The sequence below is a fragment of the uncultured Nocardioides sp. genome, from assembly GCF_947489365.1.
Lineage (GTDB): Bacteria > Actinomycetota > Actinomycetes > Propionibacteriales > Nocardioidaceae > Nocardioides.
This window is the reverse complement of record NZ_CANLDB010000002.1, coordinates 301,249-324,118: the sequence shown is the minus strand read 5'-3', so window position 1 is coordinate 324,118 and position 22,870 is coordinate 301,249. Positions and strand designations below refer to the sequence as shown.

Genomic DNA, 22,870 nt, shown 5'->3' with positions numbered 1-22,870 from the left:
GGTCACGGTCCGGCAACGATCGCCGCGCCGGTCTATCCGGGCGTCCCCGCGACACAGGAATCTCCTGGGGTTCCACCCCACCACTCCTCATCTCGGAAGGAGTCGACTGTGTCCGTCACACGTCGACGCCGTCTCGGGGCCGCCACCGTGGCCTCCGCAGCCGGCATCACCCTCGCCCTCTCGGCCGCCACCCCGACCGCCACCGCGGTCGTCGTCTCCGAGCGCGCGCCGTCCACCACCGCCGCGACCGACTCCGCGTCGATGCGCGCCGCCATCAAGCCCGCCGGGCTGCGCTCGCACCTCGAGGCGCTCGAGACCCTCGGCACCCGCTACAGCGGCCGCGCCTCGACCACCGAGGGCTACCAGGCCGCCGCCCGGTACGTCGAGTTCCAGCTCCGCGAGGCCGGCTACAAGCCGCAGCGCGACTACTTCTCCTACGACGCCGAGGAGATCGAGGCCGAGTCCCTGACCGTGGGGGAGGAGCCCGTCGACATCCTCTCCATGGCCTTCACCAACAGCACCCCGGAGGGCGGGGTGACCGGCGAGCTGGTCGTGCCCGCCGAGCCGCTGGGCTGCAACGCCGCCGCCTGGGACGGTGTCGACGCCACCGGCCAGATCGCCGTCGTGAGCCGGGGCACCTGCAGCTTCGCCGAGAAGGCCGACGCCGCCACGGCCGCCGGCGCGGTCGGTGTCGTCGTCTACAACAACACCGAGGGTGAGCTGAACGGCACCCTGGGTGCCGTGCAGGAGGGTCGCGCCCCCGCCGGTGGCGTCACCCAGGAGGCCGGCCAGGCGCTCGTGGCCGCCGCCGAGGAGGGCACCACCGCCACCCTGGACATCCGGATCCGACGCTTCGAGGCCGAGAGCTTCAACATCACCGCCGCCCGCGGCGGCGACGCGGAGAACGAGATCCTCCTGGGCGCCCACCTCGACGGCGTCGAGGACACCACCGCGGTCAACGACAACGGCACCGGCGTCGCCGCGCTGCTCGAGGTCGCGAAGAACATGCCCAAGAAGTCGCGCAACATGGTGCGCTTCGCCTTCTGGGGCGCCGAGGAGCTCGGCCTGATCGGCTCGACGGAGTACGTGAACGACCTCGTCGAGCAGCCGGGGCGCCAGCTCGACAACATCGCGACGTACCTGAACTTCGACATGCTCGGCTCGCCGAACCACATCATCGGCGTGTACGACGCCGACGAGTCGAAGTTCCCCGCGAGCGCCCCGGTCACGGCCGGGTCGATCGAGACGGAGCAGATGTTCCGCAGCTACTTCCGCAGCCAGAAGCAGGTCGCGGTCGACACCGAGTTCTCCGGCCGGTCGGACTACCAGGCGTTCCTGCTGAACGGCGTCGCCGCGGGCGGTCTGTTCACCGGCGCCGACGGCGTCAAGACGCCCTACCAGGCGAAGGTCTTCGGCGGCACCGCCGGCGAGACCTACGACCCGAACTACCACACCGCCGACGACAACCTGGCGAACGTGAAGATCGGGCCGCTGCACACGATGGCCGACGCGATCGGCCACATGGCGATCACCCTGGCCAGGAGCACCCGGGAGATCGACTCCCCGAACCGCGCGCCCGAGCGCACGGTCAGGAGCGGGCTGGCGGCCGAGCCGCGCCGCTGATCCACCGCTGTTCCACGGCTGGTCCACAGCCGTACGACGGCCCCCGAGCGTCCGCGCCCGGGGGCCGTCCGCATCACGGAGTTTAGTTAGGCTAGCCTTGCCTACATGACAGCGACCGTCGGCGGAGGAGCCCTCAGCGGGCACGACCTCGTGCTCGGCTACCGGGCGACCACGGTCGTCCACGGCGCCAGCATCGACCTGCGACCCGGGTGCGTCACCGCCCTCGTCGGTCCCAACGGCAGCGGCAAGTCGACCCTGCTGCGAGCCCTGGCCCGGCTGCACCGCGTCGACGCCGGCTCCGTGACGGTGGGCGGCGCGGACGACGCCCACGCGCTGTCCGCCCGCGACTTCGCCCGCCGCGTCACCCTGCTCTCCCAGTCGCGCCCCAGCCCCTCCGGCCTCTGCGTGCGCGACGTCGTCGGCTTCGGCCGCCACCCCCACCGCACCCGCTTCGGCGGCCTGTCCGACGCCGACACTGCCCAGATCGACCGTGCCCTGGCCGTCACCGGCACAGCCAACATGGCCGACCGCGCCGTCGACCAGCTCTCCGGTGGGGAGCTCCAGCGCGTCTGGCTGGCCTCCTGCCTCGCGCAGGACACCGGCGTCCTGCTGCTCGACGAGCCCACGAACCACCTCGACCTGCGCTACCAGGTCGAGATGCTCGACATGGTCCGCGAGCTCGCCGACGACCACGACGTGGCCCTCGGCGTCGTCCTGCACGACCTCGGCCAGGCCGCGTCCGTCGCCGACGAGGTCCTGCTGCTGCACGACGGCGTCGTCCGCGCCGCCGGCGCCCCCGCCGAGGTGCTGACCGGCGACCTGCTCAGCGAGGTCTACGGCCTCGAGGTCCACGCGCACGCCGACCCCGTCTCCGGCCTCGTCCGGATCGAGCCCCGCGGTCGCCACCACCGGCGCCGCCAGCCCGCCCCCGCCCCCGCACGACCGATCCAGGAGACCGCATGACCCGCCGCACCACCCTCGCCGTGACCTGCGCCGCCGCCGGCCTCGTCCTGTCCGCCTGCGGCACGACGCAGCCGTCGTCCGAGGAGGAGGAGCCCGCCGCCGACGGCGCGAGCGAGGCCAGCTCCGGCCCGATCGAGGTGACCGACCAGGCGAACCGCACGGTGAGCCTCGACGCGGCGCCCGAGCGGGTCGTCGTCCTCGAGTGGGGCCAGACCGAGTCGGTGCTGACGCTGGGCGTCGAGCCTGTCGGCGTCGCCGACGTCGAGGGCTACAACACCTGGGACACCGCCGAGGAGCTCGACCCCGACACCACCGACGTCGGCGTGCGCGGCGAGCCGAACCTCGACGCCGTCTTCAGCGAGAACCCCGACCTCGTGATCGTCGAGGCGACCCGTGGGGACCCGATCATCCGCCAGCTCGAGGAGTACGACGTCCCGATCCTGGTCACCGCCGCCGCCGACGCGGAGGACCCGATCGGCAACATGGTCGAGACCTTCGAGCTGATCGGCGCCGCGCTGGGCCGCGAGGAGCAGGCCGCCGAGGAGGTCGCGGCGTTCGAGGACGCCCTCGCCGAGGGCCGCGAGGCCATCGACGCCGCCGACCCCGAGAACCGGTCGTTCACCTACGTCGACGCGTACGCCGACGGCGCCAACGTCGCCATCCGGCCCTTCGGCCAGGGCTCCCAGACCGGTGAGATCGGCGAGGAGCTCGGTCTCGAGAACGCCTGGACCGGCGAGGTCGACGAGCTCTACGGCCTCGGCAACACCGACGTCGAGGGCATGACCGCGGTCAGCGACTCCACCCTGCTCTACACCGGCACCGAGTCCGAGTCGTGGCTCTCGCAGCTCGAGGGCAACCCCGTCTGGGACGACCTCGCCTTCGTCCGCGAGGACCGCGTCGAGGAGTTCCCGGCCGGCATCTGGACGTTCGGCGGCCCGAAGTCGTCGATCCAGCTGATCGACGCCTACGTGGCGGCGTACGGCGGGTGACCGCCCGCGTCGCGGAGGACGTCGCCGTCGCCGGTCCGGCCACCGGGGCCCCGCCCCGGCGGCTGGGCGCGGCGGCGGCGCTGCTCGGCGCGACCGCGCTGCTCGTCGTCGTCGCCGCCTGGCACCTGACCCAGGGCACCTCGGGGGTCGGCGCCGGGGACCTGCTGCGGCTCGACGACGCCGCGGTCGACCTCCTCCTGGGGTCGCGGGTCCCGCGCACCCTCGCGGGACTGGCGATCGGGTTCGCGCTCGGCGTCTCCGGCGCCTTGTTCCAGTCGCTCTCGCGCAACGCGCTGGCCTCGCCCGACACCCTCGCGGTCAACGCCGGCGCCTACCTGGCCGTCGTCCTCGCCGCGGTCACCGGCTTCACCCTGCCGGTGCTGGGCTCCAGCGCGGTGGCGTTCGGCGGCGGGATGCTCGCCGCCGGGCTCGTGCTGGTGATGTCGGGGGCGGGCGGCAGTTCGACCACCCGGCTCGTCCTCGCCGGCTCCGCGGTCTCCCTGGCGCTGTTCGCGCTGACCTCGACGCTGCTGATCCTGTTCGAGGAGGAGACCACCGGCCTCTTCGCGTGGGGCAGCGGGACGCTCTCGCAGCGCGGGCTCGACGCCGTCGTCGCGGTGGCCCCGCTGCTGGTCCCCGCGGTCGTGGTGGCGCTGCTGCTCACGCGCCGCCTCGACCTCCTCGCCGCCGGGGACGACGCCGCCCGCTCGCTCGGGGTGCCCGTCGTCGCGACCCGGGTGCTGGGGGTCGTCCTCGCCGTCCTGCTCGCCTCCGTGGCGGTCACGCTGGCCGGACCGGTCGGGTTCGTCGGGCTGTGCGCGCCCGCGCTCGTCCGGCTCGTGGCGGCGCGGGTGCCCGCGGTCGCCCGCCACCTCGTGCAGCTGCCGCTCGCCGGGATGGTCGGGGCGCTCATCGTGCTCGGCGCCGACGCCGTCCTCCGGGCGGCCATCGGCCCCGAGGCGTCCCTGCGCATCCCCACCGGCGTGACCACGACGCTGCTGGGGGCGGTCGTCCTCGTGCTGCTGGCCCGGCGCGCACCGGACGCCGGGCCGACCCGCACGCCGCCCGGCGCGGGCGGCAGGGTGGCCACCCGCCGTCGTACGATGCTCGCGCTGGCGCTCGTGTGGGTCCTCGCGGCGGGCGCGGTGCTCGCCGGGGTGCTGTCGGGCTACACGATGCTGCTCACCGGCGACGTCGCGAACTACCTCGCGGGTGAGGCCGTCCCGTCGGTGGCGTTCGCGCTCGACGAGCGCCTGCCCCGGGTGGCCGCGGCGGTCCTCGCCGGGGGAGCGCTCGCGCTGGCCGGCACCGTCGTGCAGGCCGTCTGCCGCAACCCGCTCGCGGAGCCCGGGATCATCGGCATCACCGGTGGCGCCGGGGTGGGGGCGGTCGTCGTCGTCACCACCGTCACCACCGCGTCGACCGCGCTGCTGGCGGGTGGTGCGCTCGCGGGCGCGATGGTCGCCTTCCTCGTCGTCTACCTCGCCTCCTGGCGGGGCGGGCTCGACTCCGACCGGCTCGTCCTGGTCGGCGTCGGCGTCTCCGCCGGCGCGACGGCGATCACGACGTTCCTGCTCGTGCGGTCGAACCCCTTCGACACCCCGCGGATCTTCACCTGGCTCGCCGGGTCGACGTACGACCGGAGCTGGGAGCAGATCCTGCCGGTGATGGTCGTACTGGGCGTCGGCCTGCCGGTCGTGTGGGCCCTGCACAGCCGGCTCGACCTGCTGGCCCTCGACGAGGACACCCCCCGCCTGGTGGGCGTCCCCCTGGAGGCGCTGCGCCTCGGGCTGCTGACGCTGGCGGCGCTGCTCACCGCGGTGGCCGTCAGTGCGGCGGGCGTGGTCGCCTTCGTCGGGCTCGTCGCCCCCCACGCCGCCCGGGCCCTGGTGGGCGCCCGCCACCTCCGCGTCGTCCCCCTGGCCACCGGGCTCGGGGTGCTGCTGCTGAGCGTCGCCGACACGATCGGCCGGACCGCCATCGCGCCCGCGCAGGTGCCGGCCGGGCTCGTGGTGGCGGTCATCGGGGCGCCGTACTTCATCTGGCTGCTGGCCCGCTCGCGGGCCTGAGTAGCCTCTGGCCGTGCCCGACCTGACCGCCGTCCACGTCGCCCCCCACGTCGCCCACGCCGTCGCCGGCGGCACACCCGTCGTCGCGCTCGAGTCGACGATCTTCACCCACGGCCTGCCCCGCCCGCGCAACGTCGAGGTCGCCCTGGAGGCGGAGGAGTCGCTGCGCGCCGCCGGCGTCGTCCCGGCCACGATCGGCGTCGTCGACGGCGTCCCGACCGTCGGGATGAGCGCCGAGCAGATCGCCGACCTGGCCGCGACCGACGGCATCGACAAGGCCAGCGTCCGGGACCTGCCGGTGCTGATGGCGCTCGGCCGCCACGGCGGGACGACGGTCGCGGCGACGGCGTACCTGGCCCACGCGGCGGGCGTCCGGGTCTTCGCCACCGGCGGGCTGGGCGGCGTGCACCGCGGCGCCTCGGAGAGCTTCGACGAGTCCGCCGACCTGCCGACCCTGGCCACCACGCCGATCGCGCTGATCAGCGCGGGCGTGAAGTCGATCCTCGACATCCCGGCCACGCTCGAGCGGTTCGAGACGCTCAACCTGCCCGTCGTGGGCTACCGGACCACCCGCTACCCGGGCTTCTACGTCGCCGACTCCGGCCACGAGATCGCGTACGCCGTCCAGTCGCCGCAGCAGGTCGCGTCGGTGCTGCGGGCCCGCGACGACCTCGGGCTCGCGCAGGCGGTGCTGGTCGCGAACCCGGTCGCCGCCGACGCCCAGCTGCCGCCCGAGGAGCACGACGCCGTCCTGGCGCGGGCGCTCGCCGCCGCCGAGGCCGACGGCGCGCGCGGCAACGCGGCGACGCCGTACCTGCTCGACTTCGTCCAGCGCGAGACCGGCGGGCGCAGCCTCGAGGTCAACGTCGCGGTCTACCGCGGCAACGTGGCCCTCGCCGGCGAGGTCGCCCGCGCGCTTGCCGACGGCTGAGCGGACGCGCCATGGTGCTCGCAGTGCTCGGCGACCTCGTCGAGGACGTCGTGGTGTGGCTCGACGGGCCACTCGTGATCGGGGCCGACTCGCCGTCGCGCGTGTTCCGCTCGCGGGGCGGCAGCGCCGCCAACGTCGCCGCGACCGCGGCGGCGCGGGTGCCCACCCGCTTCCTCGGGTGCGTCGGCGACGACGCCGCCGGCGACGCGCTGGTGGCCGCCCTGGAGCGCTCGGACGTCGACGTGCGGGTGGCCCGCGCGGGGGAGACCGGCACGGTCGTGGTGGTCGTGGACGAGTCCGGCGAGCGCACGATGTTCCCCGAGCGCGGGGCCTCCCGGCTGCTGGGGTCCGTGCCGGGCAACTGGCTCGAGGGGGTCCGGCACCTGCACGTGCCGGCGTACTCGTTCGACGGCGGACCGACCGCGGCCGCGGCCCACGACGCCCTGCTGCGCGTCCGGGCGGCCGGCGGCTCCACCTCGGTCGACGCGTCCTCGCTCGGGGTCGTCACCTCCCTGGGCGTGGGGCCGATGCTGGACCTGCTCACCGACGTCGCCCCGGACCTGCTGTTCGCCAACGCCGACGAGGCGAGGGCGCTCGACCTGCGCGGCGCCTCACGGTCCCGGTTGCCCGGGACCGCCCTGGTGCTCAAGCACGGTGCCCGGGCGACGGTGGTCGACGCGCCGGGCGAGCCGCCCGTCGAGGTGCCGGTGCCGCCGGTCGCCGACGTCCGGGACCTGACCGGGGCGGGCGACGCGTTCGCCGCCGGGTTCCTCGCGGCCCACCTCGACGGCGAAACGGTCACCGTCGCCGCCGAGCGGGGCCACGCGGCCGCCGCGGCGGTGCTGGCGACGCCGGGCGCCTAGGGGGTCCCCACCGCGGCCCGCGCCAGCGGCAGGACCCGCTGCCCGACCTGCTCGGCCAGGGCGATGACGGCGGTGGAGCGCAGCACGGACTCGTGGGCCAGGACGGCGTCGATGACGCGCTGGAGGTCGTCGTTCGACCGGGCGACGACGCGGCACCACAGGTCGCCGGCGCCGGTGATCGTCTGCGCCTCGATGACCTCGGGGATCCCCGCGAGGTGGGCGGCGGCCCGGCCGTGGCCGTGGGCCTGGGCGATCTCGAGGGTGAGGAACGCGGTCACCGGGTAGCCGAGCGCGGCGGGGGAGAGCCGCGGGCCCCACCCCGTGATCACCCCGCGGGCGGCCAGCTTGTCGAGCCGCGCCTGGACGGTCCCGCGGGCCAGTCCCAGCCGGCGCGAGGCGCCGAGCACGCCGATGTGCGGCTCGGCGCTGAACAGCTCGATCACGTTGCGGTCGATCTCGTCGATCACGGGGTCGCTCCTGGTCAGGTTGTGCAGTGCCTGACGGCAGCGTTGCACACTTTGTCCCCACCGGGCACGGTGCGCACATGAGCATCGACGCCCGACCCGAGACCCACGCCCTCACCGCCGAGGAGCTCAAGGCCGACCTGACGCTGGAGCAGCTGAAGGAGCTCGTCGGCCTCGTCGAGTACGACGCCTCCCGCGACCCGTTCCCGGTCACCGCGATGGACGCCGTCTGCTTCGTCGTCGGCAACGCCACCCAGACCGCGGCGTTCTACCAGCTCGCCTTCGGCATGACCCTCGAGGCGTACCGCGGCCCGGAGACCGGTCACCGCGAGTCCAAGTCGTTCGTGCTGCGCTCCGGCTCCGCCCGCTTCGTGGTCTCCGGCGGCGTCACCCCCGACAGCCCGCTGCTCGAGCACCACCGCGCCCACGGCGACGGCGTCGTCGACCTGGCCCTCGAGGTCCCGGACGTCGACCGCTGCATCGAGCACGCCCGCTCCGTCGGCGCGACGGTCCTCGTCGAGCCCCACGACGTCTCCGACGAGCACGGCACCGTCCGCACCGCCGCCATCGCGACGTACGGCGAGACCCGTCACACCCTCGTCGACCGGTCGTCGTACGACGGGCCCTACCTGCCCGGCTTCGCGGCCCGGACCTCCACGATCCAGCGCCCCGAGGGCCACCCCAAGCGCCTCTTCCAGGCCGTCGACCACTGCGTCGGCAACGTCGAGCTGGGCCGGATGGACGAGTGGGTGTCGTTCTACAACCGCGTCATGGGCTTCACGAACATGGCCGAGTTCGTCGGTGACGACATCGCCACCGAGTACTCCGCGCTGATGAGCAAGGTCGTCGCGAGTGGCAACCACCGCGTCAAGTTCCCGCTCAACGAGCCGGCCGTGGCGAAGAAGCGCTCGCAGATCGACGAGTACCTCGAGTTCTACGGCGGGCCCGGCTGCCAGCACATCGCGCTCGCGACCGGCGACCTGCTCACCACCGTCGACCACCTGCGCGCCAACGGCGTGGAGTTCCTCGCCACCCCGGACTCCTACTACGACGACCCGAAGCTCCGCGCCCGCATCGGCGAGGTCCGCGTGCCGATCGAGGAGCTCAAGTCGCGCGGCATCCTCGTCGACCGTGACGAGGACGGCTACCTGCTGCAGATCTTCGCCCGCCCGCTCGGCGACCGCCCGACGGTCTTCTACGAGTTCATCGAGCGCCACGGCTCGCTCGGCTTCGGCAAGGGCAACTTCAAGGCGCTCTTCGAGGCCATCGAGCGCGAGCAGGACGCCCGCGGCAACCTCTGAGGAGCTCCCGCACGACCGATCGGTGTCGCTGAGCGACACCGATCGGTCGTCGTGCGGCTCAGGCCAGGTCGCCCACGAGCTCGGCGTCCGCCTCGGCGGGGGAGTGCGCAGCGGGCGCCTCGCGCAGCGCGCGGACGACGACGCGCGAGCCCAGCAGCGCCACCACGGCGCCGACGGCGACGGCCGCGCCGCCGAACCAGAACGGTGCCCCGACGGACACGTTCTCGGCGAGCTTCAGCGCCACGAACGGGCCCGCGGCGCCGCCCGAGAACCGGACGAACGAGTACGCCGCCGACGCGACCGGGCGCGGCACCGGGGCGGCCCCCATGACGGCCTCGGTGACCAGCGTGTTGTTGATGCCGATGAACGCGCCCGCCAGCACGATGCCGGCGACCACGAACCCCTGGTTGCCGGAGAACGCGGCCACGGCCAGCAGGTCGACCGAGAACAGCGCGAGGCAGCCGATCATCGCCGGGACGGTGCCGACGAGGCGCTGCAGCCACGGGGCGACGACGACCGAGGTGAACGCGAGCAGCAGGCCCCAGCCGAAGAAGACCCAGCCGATGGCCATGATCCCGAAGTCCGGCAGCGCGAACGGGCCGGCGGCCAGCAGGCTGAAGAAGCCGAGGTTGTAGAACACCGCGACGACCGCGAGCAGCAGCAGTGCCGGGTGGCGCAGGGCGCGGAAGGGGTCCGCGAGCGAGGTCTTGGGGCCGTCGGGCGGGGTGGCGGGAAGCAGCACGGCGGTGGCGACCAGTGCAATCGTCATGAGCACCGAGACCCCGAAGAACGGCCCGCGCCACGACTGCTCGCCGAGGATCCCGCCGAGCAGCGGACCGGTCGCGATGCCGAGGCCCAGGGCGGCCTCGAAGAGGATCACGGCCTGCGCGACCGAGCCGGCCGACGAGGCGACGATGGTCGACAGCGCGGTCGCGATGAAGAGCGCGTTGCCGAGGCCCCAACCGGCGCGGAAGCCGATGACGGCGCCGACGGAGTCCGAGGCGCCGGCCAGGCCGGCGAACGCGATGATCAGCACGAGGCCCGTCAGCAGCGTCTTCTTGGCGCCGATGCGGCTCGACACGACGCCGGTGACGAGCATCGAGACGCCCATGACGGCCATGTAGCCGGTGAACAGCAGCGACACCTGGCTCGGCGTCGCGTCGAGCTTCGCCGCGATCTCCTTGAGGATCGGGTCGACGAGCCCGATGCCCATGAAGGCGATGACGCAGGCGAAGGCCACGGCCCAGACGGCGCGGGGCTGGCGGAGACTCATGAGGTTCCTTCCTGGGTGGGGTCGGCGAGGTCGGTGACGAGGACCTCCCGGAGCAGGCGGGCCGCCGTGTGCAGGTCCGCGGCGTCGTGGTCGGCCAGACGTGCGGCCACGGCGCGGGCGTTGCGACGTCGTACGTCGGCCAGGACGGCGCGTCCCTCGGCGGTCATGTCGACCAGGCGGGAGCGGCCGTCGGCGGGGTCCGGCCGGGTCGCGACCCACCCGCGGGCGACGAGCCCCTTGACGAGGGTCGACGCCGCCGGCTGCGACGTGCGGTCGAGCTCGGCCAGGCGGGTGACCGCCATCGGGCCGTGCTCGTCGAGCACCGACAGCGTGCGCAGACCCGCCGGCGGGAGGTCGCCCTCGAGCCGGCGCACGGCGCGGACGAGCCGGGCGGCCTGGATCACCAGGTCCTCGGCGGCGTCCTCGAGCGGGGTCGGAGCGTCGGTCACGAGAGACCAAACTACATAAGGACCTTATGCATTCCGCACTTGGGGGGTTGAGCGGTGACCGACCGGGGAAGAAGGCAGGGGTGTCGACACCTGGCCCGGGCCCCGCTGCGGGCGAGCCCGACTTCGCCACGCTGCTGCGCGACTCCGCACCCGCGCGGCGGCAGTACGACGACTCGGAGCTCGCGCGCCCGTGGCGACGCGGGTGCGCGCTCGCGCTCGACGCCGTCCTGGTCGCCGGGCTCGTCTCCGCGCTGGTGGGCTGGGCGGGTGCGGACCACGAGCTGGTGCTGTGGCTCGTCGCCGGCAGCCTCTACGAGGTGGTCTTCCTGGTGACCCGGCAGGCGACGCCGGCCCGGATGCTGCTCGGCCTGCGGGTCGAGCGCGTGGGTGGGGACCGGCTCGGCGTCGGTGTCGCGCTGGGGCGGCACCTGCTGGTGGCCCTGCCGCTGACGCTCGACGGCACCGGCGCGGCCTGGGTGGTCGCCGGGGCCTGGGTGCTCCTCGACCACCTCTGGGCGCTGGTGGAGAAGGAGCGCCGCACCCTGCACGACCTGGTCGTCGGCACCGTGGTGGTGCGGACGTGACGAGCCGCTAGAGCACCTTCGACAGGAACGACTGCGTGCGCTCGTGCTGCGGGTCGCCGAGGACCTGCCGCGGGTCGCCCCGCTCGACCACGACGCCGCCGTCCATGAAGACCAGGTCGTCGCCGACCTCGCGGGCGAAGCCCATCTCGTGGGTCACGACCATCATCGTCATGCCCTCGGTCGCGAGGTCCTTCATGACGGCGAGGACGTCGCCGACGAGCTCCGGGTCGAGCGCGGAGGTGGGCTCGTCGAACAGCATCATGTCGGGGTCCATCGACAGCGCCCGCGCGATCGCGATGCGCTGCTGCTGCCCGCCCGACAGGTGAGCCGGGTACGACGTCTCCCGCTCCGCCAGCCCGACCTTCTCGAGGTTCTTCCGCGCGATCGTGCGGGCCTCCTCGGTGCTGCGGCCCTTCACCTTGCGCTGGGCCAGCGTCAGGTTGCCCATGACGTCGAGGTGGGGGAAGAGGTTGAACTGCTGGAAGACCATGCCGATGCGGCTGCGGAGCCCGTCGACGTCCGCGTCGGGGTCGGTGATCTCGTCGCCCTCGACGAAGATCCGCCCGGACGTCGGCTGCTCGAGCAGGTTCACGCACCGCAGCAGGGTCGACTTGCCGGAGCCCGAGGGCCCGATGACGCAGACGACCTTGCCCTCGGCGACCTCGAGGTCGATGCCCGTGAGGACCTTGTTGTCGCCGAAGTACTTGTGGACGTCCTCCATGCGGATGGCGGGGGTGCTCATCAGCGGGCCCTCTCGGCTCGACGCTCCATCTGGCGCACCAGGATGCTGAGCGGGACGGTGATCAGCAGGTAGCAGAGCGCGACCACGACCAGCGGGGTCAGGTTGTTCTCGGTGTTGAGCCCCTGACGACCGAACGACGTCAGCTCGTAGGTGGCCAGCGACAGGCCGAGGACGTAGACCAGCGAGGAGTCCTTCGTCAGCAGGATCAGCTCGTTGGTCAGCGGCGGGAGGACGATCCGGAACGCCTGCGGGATGACCACGGAGATCATGGCCCGGCTCGACGACATGCCCAGCGAGCGCGCCGCCTCGGCCTGGCCCTTCGGCACCGCCTGGATGCCGGCCCGGATGGTCTCGGCCATGTACGCCGCCCCGACCAGGCCGAGGGCGATGGTGACGACGCCGAGCGTGCCCCCGGGGATCTGGCGGCCGGGGAAGGCGACCGGGAGCCCGTACTGGAAGGCGATGAACACCACCAGTGCGGGCACCCCGCGGAAGAACTCGATGATGCCCGTCGCGATCCACCGGTACGGCGCCACCGGCGACAGCCGCATGAGCGCCAGGACGAGACCCAGGACGAGGCCGAACGCGAACGCGCAGGCCGTGTAGATGACGGTGTTCTTCAACGCGACCACGAGCACGTCGGGGAACATCCCCGCCGCGATCTCGAGGTTGAAGAAGGTCTCGCCCAGCTTCGCCCAGTCCGCGGTGACGGCGAACGCCAGGACGACGATCGCCAGGACGGCGTACTGGATCAGGCGGTTCCTCTGGGCGCGCTTGCGCGGGCTCGTCGCCACGACGTCGACCCGGTCAGCCGGCGGGGGCGTCGCCGAACCACTCGGCGTACACCTCGTCGTAGGTGCCGTCCTCCTGGGAGTCGGAGATGACCGTGTTGATGGCGTCGAGGAGCTCGGGGTTGCCGTCCTTGCGGACCGCGAAGCCGTACTGCTCACCGGTGTCGAACTCGGCGACGACCTCGACGTCGTCGTTGGTGTTGGCGAAGTCGTAGAGCACGCCGTTGTCGTTGATGCCGGCGTCGACCTGGCCGGTGGCGACCGCGGTGGTCAGCAGGCCCAGGTCCTCGAAGACCCGCAGCTCGACGTCGTCGGGCGCGTTCTCGTTGGCGTAGATCTCCCCGGTCGTGCCCTGCTGGACGGCGAGCACGCCGCCGGACAGGTCCTCCAGCGAGGTGGCGTCGGAGTCCGCGGGCACCATGAGCGCCTGGGTGGCGTCGAAGTACGGGTCGGAGAAGTCGAGGACGCGGGCGCGCTCGTCGGTGATGGTCATGCCGGCCGCCGCGACGTCGCAGTCGCCGTTGTTGAGGGACTGACCGGACTGGATGCCCTCGAACCCGGTGTTGACGATCGTCGTCTCGAGGTCCTGGGTCTCGGCGACGAGGTCCATCATCGCGATGTCGAAGCCGACGACCTCGCCGCCCTGCTCGAACTCGAAGGGCTTGTACGGCAGGTGCGTGCACACGGTCAGCTCGCCGTCGGAGACCAGCTCGACACCGGACTCGGTGGTCGTGGTCTCGGTCGCGCAGCCGGCGAGACCGGTGACGAGGACGGTGGCGGCGAGGGCCGCGCCGGGCAGGCGGAGGCGGGAGCACGTCATGACGGAGCACCCTAGACCCGAGACGGACGTCACCTGTCGGGTGAGTCACCCCGTGCGCGGTCGGAGATGCCGACGCGCAGGTGCTCGGCGTGGTGCACGGCCTGCTCGATGAGCGCCGACAGGTGGTCGTCGAACAGCGAGTAGACGACGTGCCGGCCCTGGCGCTCCGACTCGACCAGCCCCATCGTCCGTAGCAGACGGAGCTGGTGGGACACCGCGGACTGCTCGAGGTCGACGGCGGTCACGATCTCGCCGACGCTCATCGGTCCCTCGCGCAGGGCGGCCAGGATCCGCAGCCGGCTGGGCGTCGCTAGCGCTTGCAGCGTCGAGGCCACCGAGGCCGCCGTGGCGGCGTCCAACCGCACCGCGACGTCGTCCCCACCGTGTCCCACACCCCGAGCCTACCGATCAACACATGAACATATGTACATGTATGGTCGGTCGGGTGAGACTGCTACGACTCGCCGCCGACGTCCCCGAGGCGCGGTGGGCCGCCGCCTCGACCGTGCTCTTCGCCCTGGGCGGGGTGGTCCACCTGCTCCACGGGCCCACCCTCGTCTTCTGGGCCCTCTACCTGGCCTGCTACGCCGCGGGCGGCTGGGACCCGCTGCTCGAGGGCCTGCGCGCCCTGCGGGAGAGGCGGCTGGACGTCGACCTGCTGATGGTGGTCGCGGCCGTCGCCGCGGCCTCGATCGGCGCGGTGTTCGACGGCGCGCTGCTCATCGTCATCTTCGCCACCTCGGGCGCCCTCGAGGCCCTGGCGACCCGGCGCACCGAGGAGTCGATCCGGTCCCTGCTGACCCTGGCACCGGAGCGCGCGACCCGCCTCGGCGCCGACGACGCCGAGGAGGAGGTCGACGCCGCGGTCCTCCTGCCCGGCGACCGCGTCCTCGTCCGGCCGGGGGAGCGGATCGGCGCGGACGGGACCGTCGTCGACGGGATCTCGGAGGTCGACCAGGCCGGGGTGACCGGCGAGCCTCTGCCCGTACGGCGGGAGCCCGGCGAGGCCGTGTACGCGGGGACGGTCAACGGCAGCGGCGCGCTGGTCGTCCGCGTCGAGGTGCCGGCAGGGGAGTCCGTGGTCGCCCGGATCGTGGCCCTCGTCGAGGAGGCCTCGGCCACCAAGGCGCGGACGCAGCTGCTCATCGAGCGCGTCGAGCAGCGTTACTCCGTGCTGGTGGTCGTGGCGACCGTGGCGCTGCTGACGCTCCCGCTGGCGTTCGGGGCGGCGTTCGAGCCGACCCTGCTGCGCGCGATGACGTTCATGATCGTCGCGTCGCCGTGCGCGATCGTCCTCGCGACCATGCCGCCGCTGCTCGCGGCGATGGCGAACGCGGGACGCCACGGCGTGCTGGTCCGCTCGGCGGTGGCGCTCGAGCGACTCGCCCGGGTCGACCGGGTCGCCCTCGACAAGACCGGCACGCTGACCCGCGGCGTGCCGGAGGTGACGACGGTGGTCCCGCTCGCAGGTCACGACCGCGACACCGTGCTCCGCCTCGCGGCGGCCGCCGAGCAGCCCAGCGAGCACCCGGTGGGCCGGGCGGTCGTCGCGGCCGCGGGAGGACCGGCGCCGCGGTGCTCCGAGTTCCGCTCGCTCGCCGGCCGGGGCGTCGAGGCGACCGTCGTCACCGACGGTGACCCGCGACGCGTGGTGGTCGGTGCCCCGCGCCTGCTGGACGACGCCGCCGCCGGGGCGGACGACGCCCGCGCTGTCGTCGCGACGCTGGAGGCCGAGGGCCGCACGGTCGTCGTCGTCCTGCTCGACGGCGGGGCCGCGGGCGTGCTGGCCCTCACGGACACGGCCCGGCCCGAGGCCGCCGCGGCGGTGGCCGCGACGCGGGGGCTGACGGCGGCGCCACCGGTCCTGCTGACCGGCGACAACGCGGTCGCCGCGCGCGCCCTGGCGGGCGAGGTCGGGATCGACGACGTCCGCGCGGGCCTGCTGCCGCACGAGAAGGTCACGGAGGTCCGGGCCCTGCAGGCCGACGGGACCCGGCTGGCGGTGGTGGGGGACGGCGTCAACGACGCCCCCGCCCTGGCCGGCGCCCACGTCGGGGTGGCCATGGGCCGGTCCGGCTCCGACCTCGCGGTCGAGAGCGCCGACGTCGTCCTGGTGCGCGACGACCTGACGGCGCTCCCGCAGGCCGTCGCCCTGGCGCGCCGGGCCGAGCGGGTGGTGCGGGCCAACCTCGTGATCGCGGGGTCGGTCATCGTCGCCCTGGTGACCTGGGACGTCGTCGGCACCCTCCCGCTGGTCCTGGGCGTCGCGGGCCACGAGGGCTCCACCGTCGTCGTCGCGCTGAATGGGATGCGCCTGCTCCGCGAGCGGGCCTGGCGTGACGCTCAGCCGGACGCGGTGGCCCCGGCGCGCTCCAGCCGTCGTACGTCGGAGCTGAGCAGCGTCACCAGCGCGAGCACGAGGTAGGCCACCCCCGCGGCGGCGACGACGGCGCCGATCCCGACGGCTGCGCCCAGCGGGCCGAACGTGAGCTGGCCGACCGGGATGGCGGCGAACGAGCCGAGCATGTCGTAGGAGTAGACCCGCGACAGCTTGTCGGCGGGCACGTGCTCCTGCAGCGAGAGGTTCCACCCGAGGTTGAAGAGCTCGGTGCCGGCGCCGGCGAGGAAGGCGGTGGCGACGAGCAGCACCAGCGTCGTCGTCCCCGACCCGCCGAGCCCGAGGACGAGCAGCGGCACGCCGCCGAGCGACACCCCGAGCATCCCGACCAGCAGCGGTCGCCTCAGCTCGACCCGGAGCATGACGAGGGTGGCGAGGAGCAGGCCCGCGGCGGTGGCGGACAGGGCGAGGCCCCAGCCCCGCTCGCCGACCGTCTCGAGCGCCCGGACGGGGCCGAGGGTGCTCCAGCCGCCGTTCCGCACCGCGTTCATGAGGGCGAAGGCGCCGACCACGACCCAGAGCCAGGTGGTGCCGCGGACGAAGGTCCACCCGACCCGCAGGTCCTCCAGGACGCCGGCGGTCGCCTCCTTCTCCCGCGGGGGCAGCCGGACGGCGAGGAGCAGCAGGGCGGCGAGCAGCCAGGTGGTCGCGTCGACGGCGAGCGCCCAGCCCGGTCCGGCGGTGACCACCAGCAGCGCCGACACCGACGGCCCGACCACGGCGAGCCCGCCGCGGGACATCGACACCAGCACGTTCGCGCGCTGGAGGTCCTCGCGCGGCACGAGCTGGGGCAGGATGCCGGCCATCGCGGGCAGGCTCGCGGCTGCGACGGTGCCGTTCAGGGCTCCGAGGACGGCCATGCTCCAGACCTCGGCGGTGTCGGTGAGCACCAGCGCCGCGAAGGTCGCCGACGTCGCGAACGCCGCGAGGTTGCAGCCCCGCAGCAGGATCCCGCGGTCGACGCGGTCGGCCAGCACGCCGCCGAGCAGCAGGAACACGATCATCGGGATGCTGTTCGCGGCGAGGACGACGCCCAGCGCGGTGGGGGAGTCGTCGACCTCCAGCACGGCGAACGCGAGCGCCACCGAGACCATCGTGGTCCCGAGCACGTTGACGGTCTGGGCGGCGAAGAACCAGCGGAACGAACGGTGACGCAGCGGCCCCGCCGAGATCGGGGCGGCCCTCACCGAGGTGGCCCGCCGCCGGAGTCGTCGACCTCCAGCACCTCGACGGGGTCGCCGAGCCGGACGGTGCCGGTGCCGTCCGGGATGAGGTTCATCCCGAACCAGGACTTGCCGTCCCAGCGCCGGTGCCGCACGAGCGTGGCCAGGGGCTCGCGACCGAGCTCGCCGGACGCGGGGTCGGTGGCGGTCATGACGCACCGCGCGCAGCCCTTGGGCATCCGGAACTCGACGGCGTCGTCCCCCGTGCCGACCCGGATGCGCCGCCAGGTGTCCTCCTCCCACGCCTCGGCGCCCGCGACGACGAGGTTGGGCCGGAAGCGGGACATCGGCAGCGGTCCCTCGTCGGCCCGGGGGCCGTCGTCGATGAGGTGGTTGAGCGCCGTCAGCGACCGGTCGGTGGTGAGGTGCAGCGGGAAGCCGTCGGCGAAGTTCACCCGGTCGTCCGTGCCGGCGTAGCGCGGGTCGACCGGACGCCGGGCCGGGTCGTCGAGGTGCAGCAGCAGCAGCTCGCCCGGGGCGGCGTCGAGCAGGTCGCCCAGCCACGCACTCGCGGCCGCGCCGGCGTCGGTGCCGGACGTGGCGGTGCCCCACAGGTCGACGGGGCGCTGGTCCTCGGCGGGGGCGGGGTCGGGCACGGCGACCGTGAACGGCCCACGGCCGGGCGCGCGCAGCGTGACGGAGCCGTCCGACGCCAGGTCGACCCCGACGCCGAGCAGCGTGGGGCACTCCCGCGCCGAGACCATCAGTCCCGTGGCGGTGGCGACCATCCAGCGGTGGTCGCCCGCCAGCCCCCAGGGCTCGACCCGGGCCTCGCCGAGGTCCTGGCCCCCGGCCGACTTCACGGGATAGCGGTGCAACGAGGACACGACGAGCGGCATACCCGGGACCCTAAGGGCCCGGGCACGCCGCTCGCCGTCGGTGCGCGAGGGTGGTGCGGGTCAGTCGCGGTCCTCGCGGTCGAGGCTGAGGACCTGCCGGCAGGTCTCGCCGTACCCGGACTTCGCGAACACGGTGAAGCGGGCGTCGTCCTCGGCCCGGACGACGCGGGTCACGGTGAGGTTGCCGCGGTTGTTCGTGCGCTTCGTCGTGGTGGCGACGCGCTGGCCGCCGCGCTTGACCTGGACCCTCCAGCTCCGGTTCGACTTGTCCGAGTTGATGAAGAAGGAGACGCGGGTGCGGTCCCGGTCGTCGCCGCCGGTGTCCCGCAGCTTCATCGTGTACGACGCGTCGCGGCTGCAGGAGCCGGACTTCTTGGCGAAGTCGTCGGCCTGGGCGGCGGGTGCGGACAGGCCGACGAGGCCGGCGGTGGCGAGGGTCAGGGTGGCGGTGGCCAGGAGCTTCTTCATGCCGAGGACTCCACCGCACCCCGGTGAGGTGCGGGTGAGGTGCGGGTGAGGAAGTTCTTAGGCGCCCCGGCTCGGTGCTCGACGGTTCAGTGCTCGACGGTTCAGTGCTCGACGGTCGGCAGCACGGCGTCGCCGCGCGACATCCGGGTCGCGGCGGCGGGCAGCTCGGCGACGACGCGGGCGTGCCGGTCGCGCGCCTCGGTCAGCGCCTCGCCCCCGACGGGCTCGCCGTCACGGACCAGCGGCACCAGCAGGTCCCGGAGTGCGGGGTCGTCGGGGCGCTCGCCGACGCCGACGACCTCGGCCGTGGCCGTGCCGTCCTCCACCCGCCGGCCCGCCCACTTGCGGCCCCCGTGGCTGTCCTTGCCGGGGCTGCGCTTCGCGACGGCGACCATGCCACCGTCGGCGCCCTCCCGGGCGACGAGCTTGTAGACGAGCCCGGTGGTCGGGTGGCCGGAGCCGGTGACGAGCTGGGTGCCGACGCCGTACCCGTCGACGGGCGCGGCCGCGAGCGCGGCGATCGCGTGCTCGTCGAGGTCGCTGGTCACCACGATCCGGGTGCCGGTGGCCCCCAGGGAGTCGAGCTGGTCACGCACCTCGTCGGCGAGGGCGCCGAGGTCACCGGAGTCGAGCCGGACGGCGCCCAGGCCGGTCCCGGCGACCTCCACGGCGGTGCGGACCGCCTCCTCGACGTCGTAGGTGTCGACCAGCAGCGTCGTCCCCGGACCCAGCGAGGCCACCTGGGCCGTGAACGCGTCCCGCTCGGAGTCGTGCAGGAGCGTGAAGGAGTGGGCGCTCGTGCCGGCGGTCGGGATGCCGTGACGACGGCCGGCCTCGAGGTTCGAGGTGCTCGTGAAGCCCGCGACGTACGCCGCCCGCGCGGCCGCGACGGCCGACTCCTCGTGGGTGCGGCGCGAGCCCATCTCGATGCAGGGCCGCCCGCCGGCGGCCACGACCATCCGCGACGCGGCGGCGGCCACGGCGCAGTCGTGGTTGTAGACGGACAGCGCGAGCGTCTCCAGCAGGACCGCCTCCGCGAAGGTGCCCTCCACCACGAGCAGGGGGGAGTGGGGGAACCAGACCTCGCCCTCGGGGTAGCCCCAGACGTCGCCGGTGAAGCGGTAGTCGGCGAGCCAGGTCAGGGTGGGCTCGTCGACGACCCCGGCGTCGGCGAGGTGGGCCAGTGCCTGCTGGTCGAACCGGAAGTCGCGCAGGGCCTCGAGCAGGCGGCCCACGCCGGCCACCACGCCGTACCGCCGGCCCGGCGGCAGCCGGCGCCCGAACATCTCGAACACCGAGCGACGGTGCGCGGTGCCGGAGGCGAGGGCGGCCTGCACCATCGTCAGCTCGTAGGCGTCGGTCAGCAGCGCGGTGCTCTGGCTCACCTGCCCGAGCGTAGGACCCCCCTGTGCCACGATGAGACGGTGACCGCACCGACACCCGTCGAGGTCGAGCCCGACCTCACCGCCGACGAGGTCCCCGCCGAGGTCACGGTCCCCGAGAAGCCGTGGACCACGATCGTGTGGAACGACCCCGTCAACCTCATGTCCTACGTGACCTACGTCTTCCGGACCTACTTCGGCTACTCCGAGAAGAAGGCGACCCGACTGATGATGGAGGTCCACGAGGACGGCCGCTCGGCCGTCAGCTCCGGCAGCCGCGAGGAGATGGAGCGCGACGTCCAGGCCATGCACGAGTACGGCCTGTGGGCCACGCTCGAGAAGGACGAGTGAGGCCCCGATGAGCGGTTTCGCCTGGCACCGGCGCAGCAAGCGGGTGATCGCGACCTTCTCGGGCTTCGAGGCCGACCTGCTGCGGTCGCTGACCTCCCAGCTCGTCGAGCTGCTCCGCAACGAGCAGGCCGCGCCCACGGACAGCGTGGACCCGCTCGAGGCGATGATGGACTTCAGCGGCCCGACCACCGAGCCCGAGGACCCGGTCCTGCGGCGGCTGTTCCCGACGGCGTACCCCGACGACGAGGAGGCCGCCGGCGACTTCCGGCGCTTCACCGAGGGCGCGCTGCGGGACACCAAGGCGACGTCGGCGAGCGCGATCATCGACGCCCTCGAGGAGGCCGGGCTGCCGCCCGAGCTCACCGAGGACGGGCTCGTGATCGACGTCGAGCTCGACCGCGGCGAGGCGCACGCGTGGATGAGGACGTTCACGGACGTCCGGCTCGCCCTGGCCACCCGGCTCGAGGTCGAGGAGGGCGACGAGGAGCGCTGGGCGGCGATGCCGGAGGACGACCCCCGCGCCCGCGCCCACGACATCTACGACTGGGTCGGCTACCTGCAGGAGACGCTCGTCCACGCCCTGACCAAGGCGGCCTGAGTGCCCGTCCCCGCGTTCGTCCTGCGGCTCCGGGAGCGCGTGGGGCACGACGAGCTCTGGCTGCCCGCGGTCACGGCCGTGGTGGTCCGTGGGGCCGGGGCCGACCGCGAGGTGCTGCTCGTCCAGCGCGCCGACAACGGCCGCTGGACGCCGGTGACCGGGATCCTCGACCCCGGCGAGCAGCCCGCCGTCGGTGCCCGCCGCGAGGTCCTGGAGGAGACCGGCGTCGACGTGTCGGTCGACCGGCTCGTCGACACCTCGTCCGGTCCGCCCGTGACCCACGTCAACGGCGACCGGGCGCGCTACCTGGACCTCACCTTCGCCTGCACCTGGCTGGCGGGCGAGGCGCACGTGGCGGACGACGAGTCGTCGGCGGTCCGCTGGTGCGATGTCGCCGAGGTCGAGGCGGCCCTCGACGTGCCGGCGCACCGCGAGCGGGTCGCCGCGGCGCTGTCGGGGGAGGACCGGGCGCGGTTTCGGGTCTGATCCCCGTGGGGATCCTCCGTGCATGACTCGCCCCGCCGCCGTCGTCGCGACGCTCGCGGCCGTCCTGCTCCTGGGTGCCTGCTCGGACGGCGCAGGGAGGACCCCCTCGGAGTCCGAGCCTGCGGGCCCGGCTCGGAGCTCCGCGGCGCCGGAACCGCCGGGTGTGCGGATCGGTGAGCCGGTCTGGGCGACGCGCACCTCGGGCCTGGAGGTCCCCCAGCTGCTGGGAGCCGGGGACGACGTGCTCCTCGTGGGCGACGTCCGGGGCGGTGGCGAGAGCAGCCTGCAGGTGCTGGACGCGGACTCGGGCCGGCGGCTCTGGCGGCTGCGCGACGACGACGGTGACGGCTCGAGCACGTACTACGCCGAGCCCGGGGTCGAGGTGGGGCGGGCCGGGAGCGGCCGGTACCTCGTCACCGTGCCGTACGAGCAGTACACCTGCCCGGCGACGGGCGATCCCGACGACTGCGTGGTCGAGGCCGGGATCGAGGCGAGGGACGCTCGTTCCGGCGAGGTGCCGTGGAGGTGGCGGGCGTCCGGCACGGACAGCTCGGACGGGTTCGTGACGGGGGCCGTGGTCACCGAGCAGGCGGTGCTGGTGCCCCGACGCGGGGGAACCCTCGGCCTGGACCCCACCACGGGCGAGCGCGCGTGGTGGGCCGACGTCCAGCCTCCCGGGGCCGTCGAGGGCGACGTCGGGGTCAGCGGACCGGCCGCGGGTGGCGACGGGCCCTACCGGGTCCTCGACCTCGCATCCGGGGACACCGTCCGCTCGATCGACCCGGACGAGGCGCCCGCCGGCCCGGTCGGCGACGTGCTGGCGCTGCCGGACGGCGACGCGGTCCGGCTCGAGGACGCCCGCTCCGGCCGGGTGCTGGGGTCGGTCGACGGCGGCGAGGTGCCACCGCTGGCCCTGCGCGCCGACGGGGGCCTGGCGTGGCGCGTGGCCGGCGACCGCCTGGTCTCGCTCGTCCCGGGTGAGGCCGAGCCGGTCGTGACACGGCTGCCGGAGGAGGTGGCGTCCGCGGACACCGCCCTGGCCCACTTCGCCGGTGGTGTCGACGGGGGCGTCTGGTTCGTCCTGGTCGACGGTGTCGTGCGGACGGTGGGTCGCGACGGTGCCGTCGACGACGACCCGGGGCCGGAGGCGGTCACGGTCCGCTCGGTGTCGGGTCGGACGCTGGTGCTCCAGGTCGGCACCGAGCTGGTCGGCCCCGAGCCGGCGGTCGCGGTCCGACGGATCCACTGAGCCCGACCCGGTCC

The 22,870-nt window shown here is 74.0% G+C and carries 24 protein-coding genes; 13 read left to right on the top strand and 11 right to left on the bottom strand.

Annotation, left to right across the window (positions count from 1 at the left end):
* The first annotated feature begins 108 nt into the window (after positions 1-108).
* The 6 genes from Q0858_RS06820 (at position 109) to Q0858_RS06795 (ending at position 7,438) form a co-directional block, all read left to right on the top strand.
* Positions 109-1,623: a M28 family peptidase gene (locus tag Q0858_RS06820; RefSeq protein ID WP_299052102.1), complete on the top strand. Its 1,515-nt coding sequence runs from the start codon at positions 109-111 to the stop codon at positions 1,621-1,623.
* A gap of 105 nt (positions 1,624-1,728) precedes the next feature.
* Positions 1,729-2,586 (top strand): ABC transporter ATP-binding protein, encoded by an 858-nt coding sequence (locus Q0858_RS06815; protein ID WP_299052101.1) that lies wholly within the window; start codon positions 1,729-1,731, stop codon positions 2,584-2,586.
* Entirely contained in the window at positions 2,583-3,575 is a 993-nt protein-coding gene (locus Q0858_RS06810) for an iron-siderophore ABC transporter substrate-binding protein (RefSeq protein WP_299052100.1), read from the top strand. The genes Q0858_RS06815 and Q0858_RS06810 overlap by 4 nt, the downstream gene beginning before the upstream one ends.
* Entirely contained in the window at positions 3,572-5,644 is a 2,073-nt protein-coding gene (locus Q0858_RS06805) for an iron ABC transporter permease (RefSeq protein WP_299052099.1), read from the top strand. The genes Q0858_RS06810 and Q0858_RS06805 overlap by 4 nt, the downstream gene beginning before the upstream one ends.
* Positions 5,645-5,657: 13 nt before the next feature.
* A complete protein-coding gene (locus Q0858_RS06800; protein ID WP_299052098.1) occupies positions 5,658-6,575 on the top strand; it encodes a pseudouridine-5'-phosphate glycosidase in 918 nt (305 codons plus the stop codon).
* A gap of 11 nt (positions 6,576-6,586) precedes the next feature.
* A complete protein-coding gene (locus tag Q0858_RS06795) occupies positions 6,587-7,438 on the top strand; it encodes a carbohydrate kinase family protein (protein ID WP_299052097.1) in 852 nt (283 codons plus the stop codon).
* Here the strand turns inward: Q0858_RS06795 and Q0858_RS06790 are convergent.
* Positions 7,435-7,905, bottom strand: a complete 471-nt coding sequence (locus tag Q0858_RS06790; RefSeq protein WP_366915997.1) for an Lrp/AsnC family transcriptional regulator — start codon at positions 7,903-7,905, stop codon at positions 7,435-7,437. The two genes, Q0858_RS06795 and Q0858_RS06790, sit on opposite strands and share 4 nt — an antisense overlap.
* Positions 7,906-7,982: 77 nt before the next feature.
* On the opposite strand from Q0858_RS06790, the gene hppD reads away from it, so the two are divergent.
* Complete coding sequence (hppD, locus tag Q0858_RS06785) at positions 7,983-9,203, top strand: 4-hydroxyphenylpyruvate dioxygenase (RefSeq protein ID WP_299052096.1); 1,221 nt, start codon at positions 7,983-7,985, stop codon at positions 9,201-9,203.
* A gap of 58 nt (positions 9,204-9,261) precedes the next feature.
* Here the strand turns inward: hppD and Q0858_RS06780 are convergent, their stop codons facing one another.
* Positions 9,262-10,476, bottom strand: coding sequence for an MFS transporter (locus Q0858_RS06780; RefSeq protein ID WP_299052095.1), 1,215 nt, complete (start codon positions 10,474-10,476; stop codon positions 9,262-9,264).
* The gene (locus tag Q0858_RS06775; RefSeq protein ID WP_299052094.1) at positions 10,473-10,925 is read right to left on the bottom strand and encodes a MarR family transcriptional regulator; all 453 of its coding nucleotides are present in this window, start codon (positions 10,923-10,925) and stop codon (positions 10,473-10,475) included. Before Q0858_RS06775 ends, Q0858_RS06780 begins: the two co-directional genes overlap by 4 nt.
* Before the next feature lie 80 nt (positions 10,926-11,005).
* Here Q0858_RS06775 and Q0858_RS06770 point away from each other — a divergent pair, with 80 nt between their 5' ends.
* Positions 11,006-11,509 (top strand): RDD family protein, encoded by a 504-nt coding sequence (locus Q0858_RS06770; protein WP_299052093.1) that lies wholly within the window; start codon positions 11,006-11,008, stop codon positions 11,507-11,509.
* 7 nt (positions 11,510-11,516) lie between these two features.
* On the opposite strand, the gene Q0858_RS06765 is transcribed toward Q0858_RS06770, so the two are convergent.
* From Q0858_RS06765 to Q0858_RS06750, 4 genes are read right to left on the bottom strand one after another with little or no spacing between them, the layout of a single operon-like run.
* Positions 11,517-12,251, bottom strand: a complete 735-nt coding sequence (locus Q0858_RS06765; RefSeq protein WP_299052092.1) for an amino acid ABC transporter ATP-binding protein — start codon at positions 12,249-12,251, stop codon at positions 11,517-11,519.
* Positions 12,251-13,045, bottom strand: a complete 795-nt coding sequence (locus Q0858_RS06760) for an amino acid ABC transporter permease (protein ID WP_299052091.1) — start codon at positions 13,043-13,045, stop codon at positions 12,251-12,253. Before Q0858_RS06760 ends, Q0858_RS06765 begins: the two co-directional genes overlap by 1 nt.
* A gap of 13 nt (positions 13,046-13,058) precedes the next feature.
* Positions 13,059-13,862 carry a basic amino acid ABC transporter substrate-binding protein gene (locus Q0858_RS06755; protein WP_299052090.1) on the bottom strand — a complete coding sequence of 268 codons (804 nt, stop codon included), beginning with the start codon at positions 13,860-13,862 and terminating at the stop codon, positions 13,059-13,061.
* Between the two features lie 29 nt (positions 13,863-13,891).
* On the bottom strand, positions 13,892-14,254 hold the full coding sequence (locus Q0858_RS06750; RefSeq protein WP_299052089.1) for a metalloregulator ArsR/SmtB family transcription factor: 363 nt from the start codon (positions 14,252-14,254) through the stop codon (positions 13,892-13,894).
* Positions 14,255-14,307: 53 nt separating this feature from the next.
* Between Q0858_RS06750 and Q0858_RS06745 the strand changes: the two genes are divergently transcribed.
* On the top strand, positions 14,308-16,287 hold the full coding sequence (locus Q0858_RS06745; RefSeq protein ID WP_299052088.1) for a heavy metal translocating P-type ATPase: 1,980 nt from the start codon (positions 14,308-14,310) through the stop codon (positions 16,285-16,287).
* Here the strand turns inward: Q0858_RS06745 and Q0858_RS06740 are convergent.
* The 4 genes from Q0858_RS06740 to Q0858_RS06725 all read right to left on the bottom strand — a co-directional run bounded on the left by Q0858_RS06740 (position 16,206) and on the right by Q0858_RS06725 (position 20,175).
* On the bottom strand, positions 16,206-17,447 hold the full coding sequence (locus tag Q0858_RS06740) for an MFS transporter (protein WP_299052087.1): 1,242 nt from the start codon (positions 17,445-17,447) through the stop codon (positions 16,206-16,208). The genes Q0858_RS06745 and Q0858_RS06740 overlap by 82 nt on opposite strands.
* Entirely contained in the window at positions 17,444-18,322 is an 879-nt protein-coding gene (locus Q0858_RS06735) for an MOSC N-terminal beta barrel domain-containing protein (RefSeq protein WP_299052086.1), read from the bottom strand. Before Q0858_RS06735 ends, Q0858_RS06740 begins: the two co-directional genes overlap by 4 nt.
* Positions 18,323-18,382: 60 nt before the next feature.
* Positions 18,383-18,790, bottom strand: a complete 408-nt coding sequence (locus tag Q0858_RS06730; RefSeq protein WP_299052085.1) for a hypothetical protein — start codon at positions 18,788-18,790, stop codon at positions 18,383-18,385.
* Positions 18,791-18,891: 101 nt separating this feature from the next.
* The gene (locus Q0858_RS06725; protein ID WP_299052084.1) at positions 18,892-20,175 is read right to left on the bottom strand and encodes a nicotinate phosphoribosyltransferase; all 1,284 of its coding nucleotides are present in this window, start codon (positions 20,173-20,175) and stop codon (positions 18,892-18,894) included.
* A gap of 39 nt (positions 20,176-20,214) precedes the next feature.
* Here Q0858_RS06725 and clpS point away from each other — a divergent pair, with 39 nt between their 5' ends.
* Genes clpS through Q0858_RS06705 form a run of 4 tightly spaced genes read left to right on the top strand, consistent with a single transcriptional unit; the run spans position 20,215 to position 22,856 of the window.
* On the top strand, positions 20,215-20,523 hold the full coding sequence (gene clpS, locus Q0858_RS06720; RefSeq protein WP_299052083.1) for an ATP-dependent Clp protease adapter ClpS: 309 nt from the start codon (positions 20,215-20,217) through the stop codon (positions 20,521-20,523).
* 7 nt (positions 20,524-20,530) lie between these two features.
* Complete coding sequence (locus tag Q0858_RS06715) at positions 20,531-21,121, top strand: DUF2017 domain-containing protein (RefSeq protein WP_299052082.1); 591 nt, start codon at positions 20,531-20,533, stop codon at positions 21,119-21,121.
* Positions 21,122-21,607, top strand: coding sequence for an NUDIX domain-containing protein (locus Q0858_RS06710; RefSeq protein WP_299052081.1), 486 nt, complete (start codon positions 21,122-21,124; stop codon positions 21,605-21,607). It begins immediately after the preceding gene.
* A gap of 22 nt (positions 21,608-21,629) precedes the next feature.
* Positions 21,630-22,856: a hypothetical protein gene (locus tag Q0858_RS06705; protein ID WP_299052080.1), complete on the top strand. Its 1,227-nt coding sequence runs from the start codon at positions 21,630-21,632 to the stop codon at positions 22,854-22,856.
* Positions 22,857-22,870 lie beyond the last annotated feature (14 nt).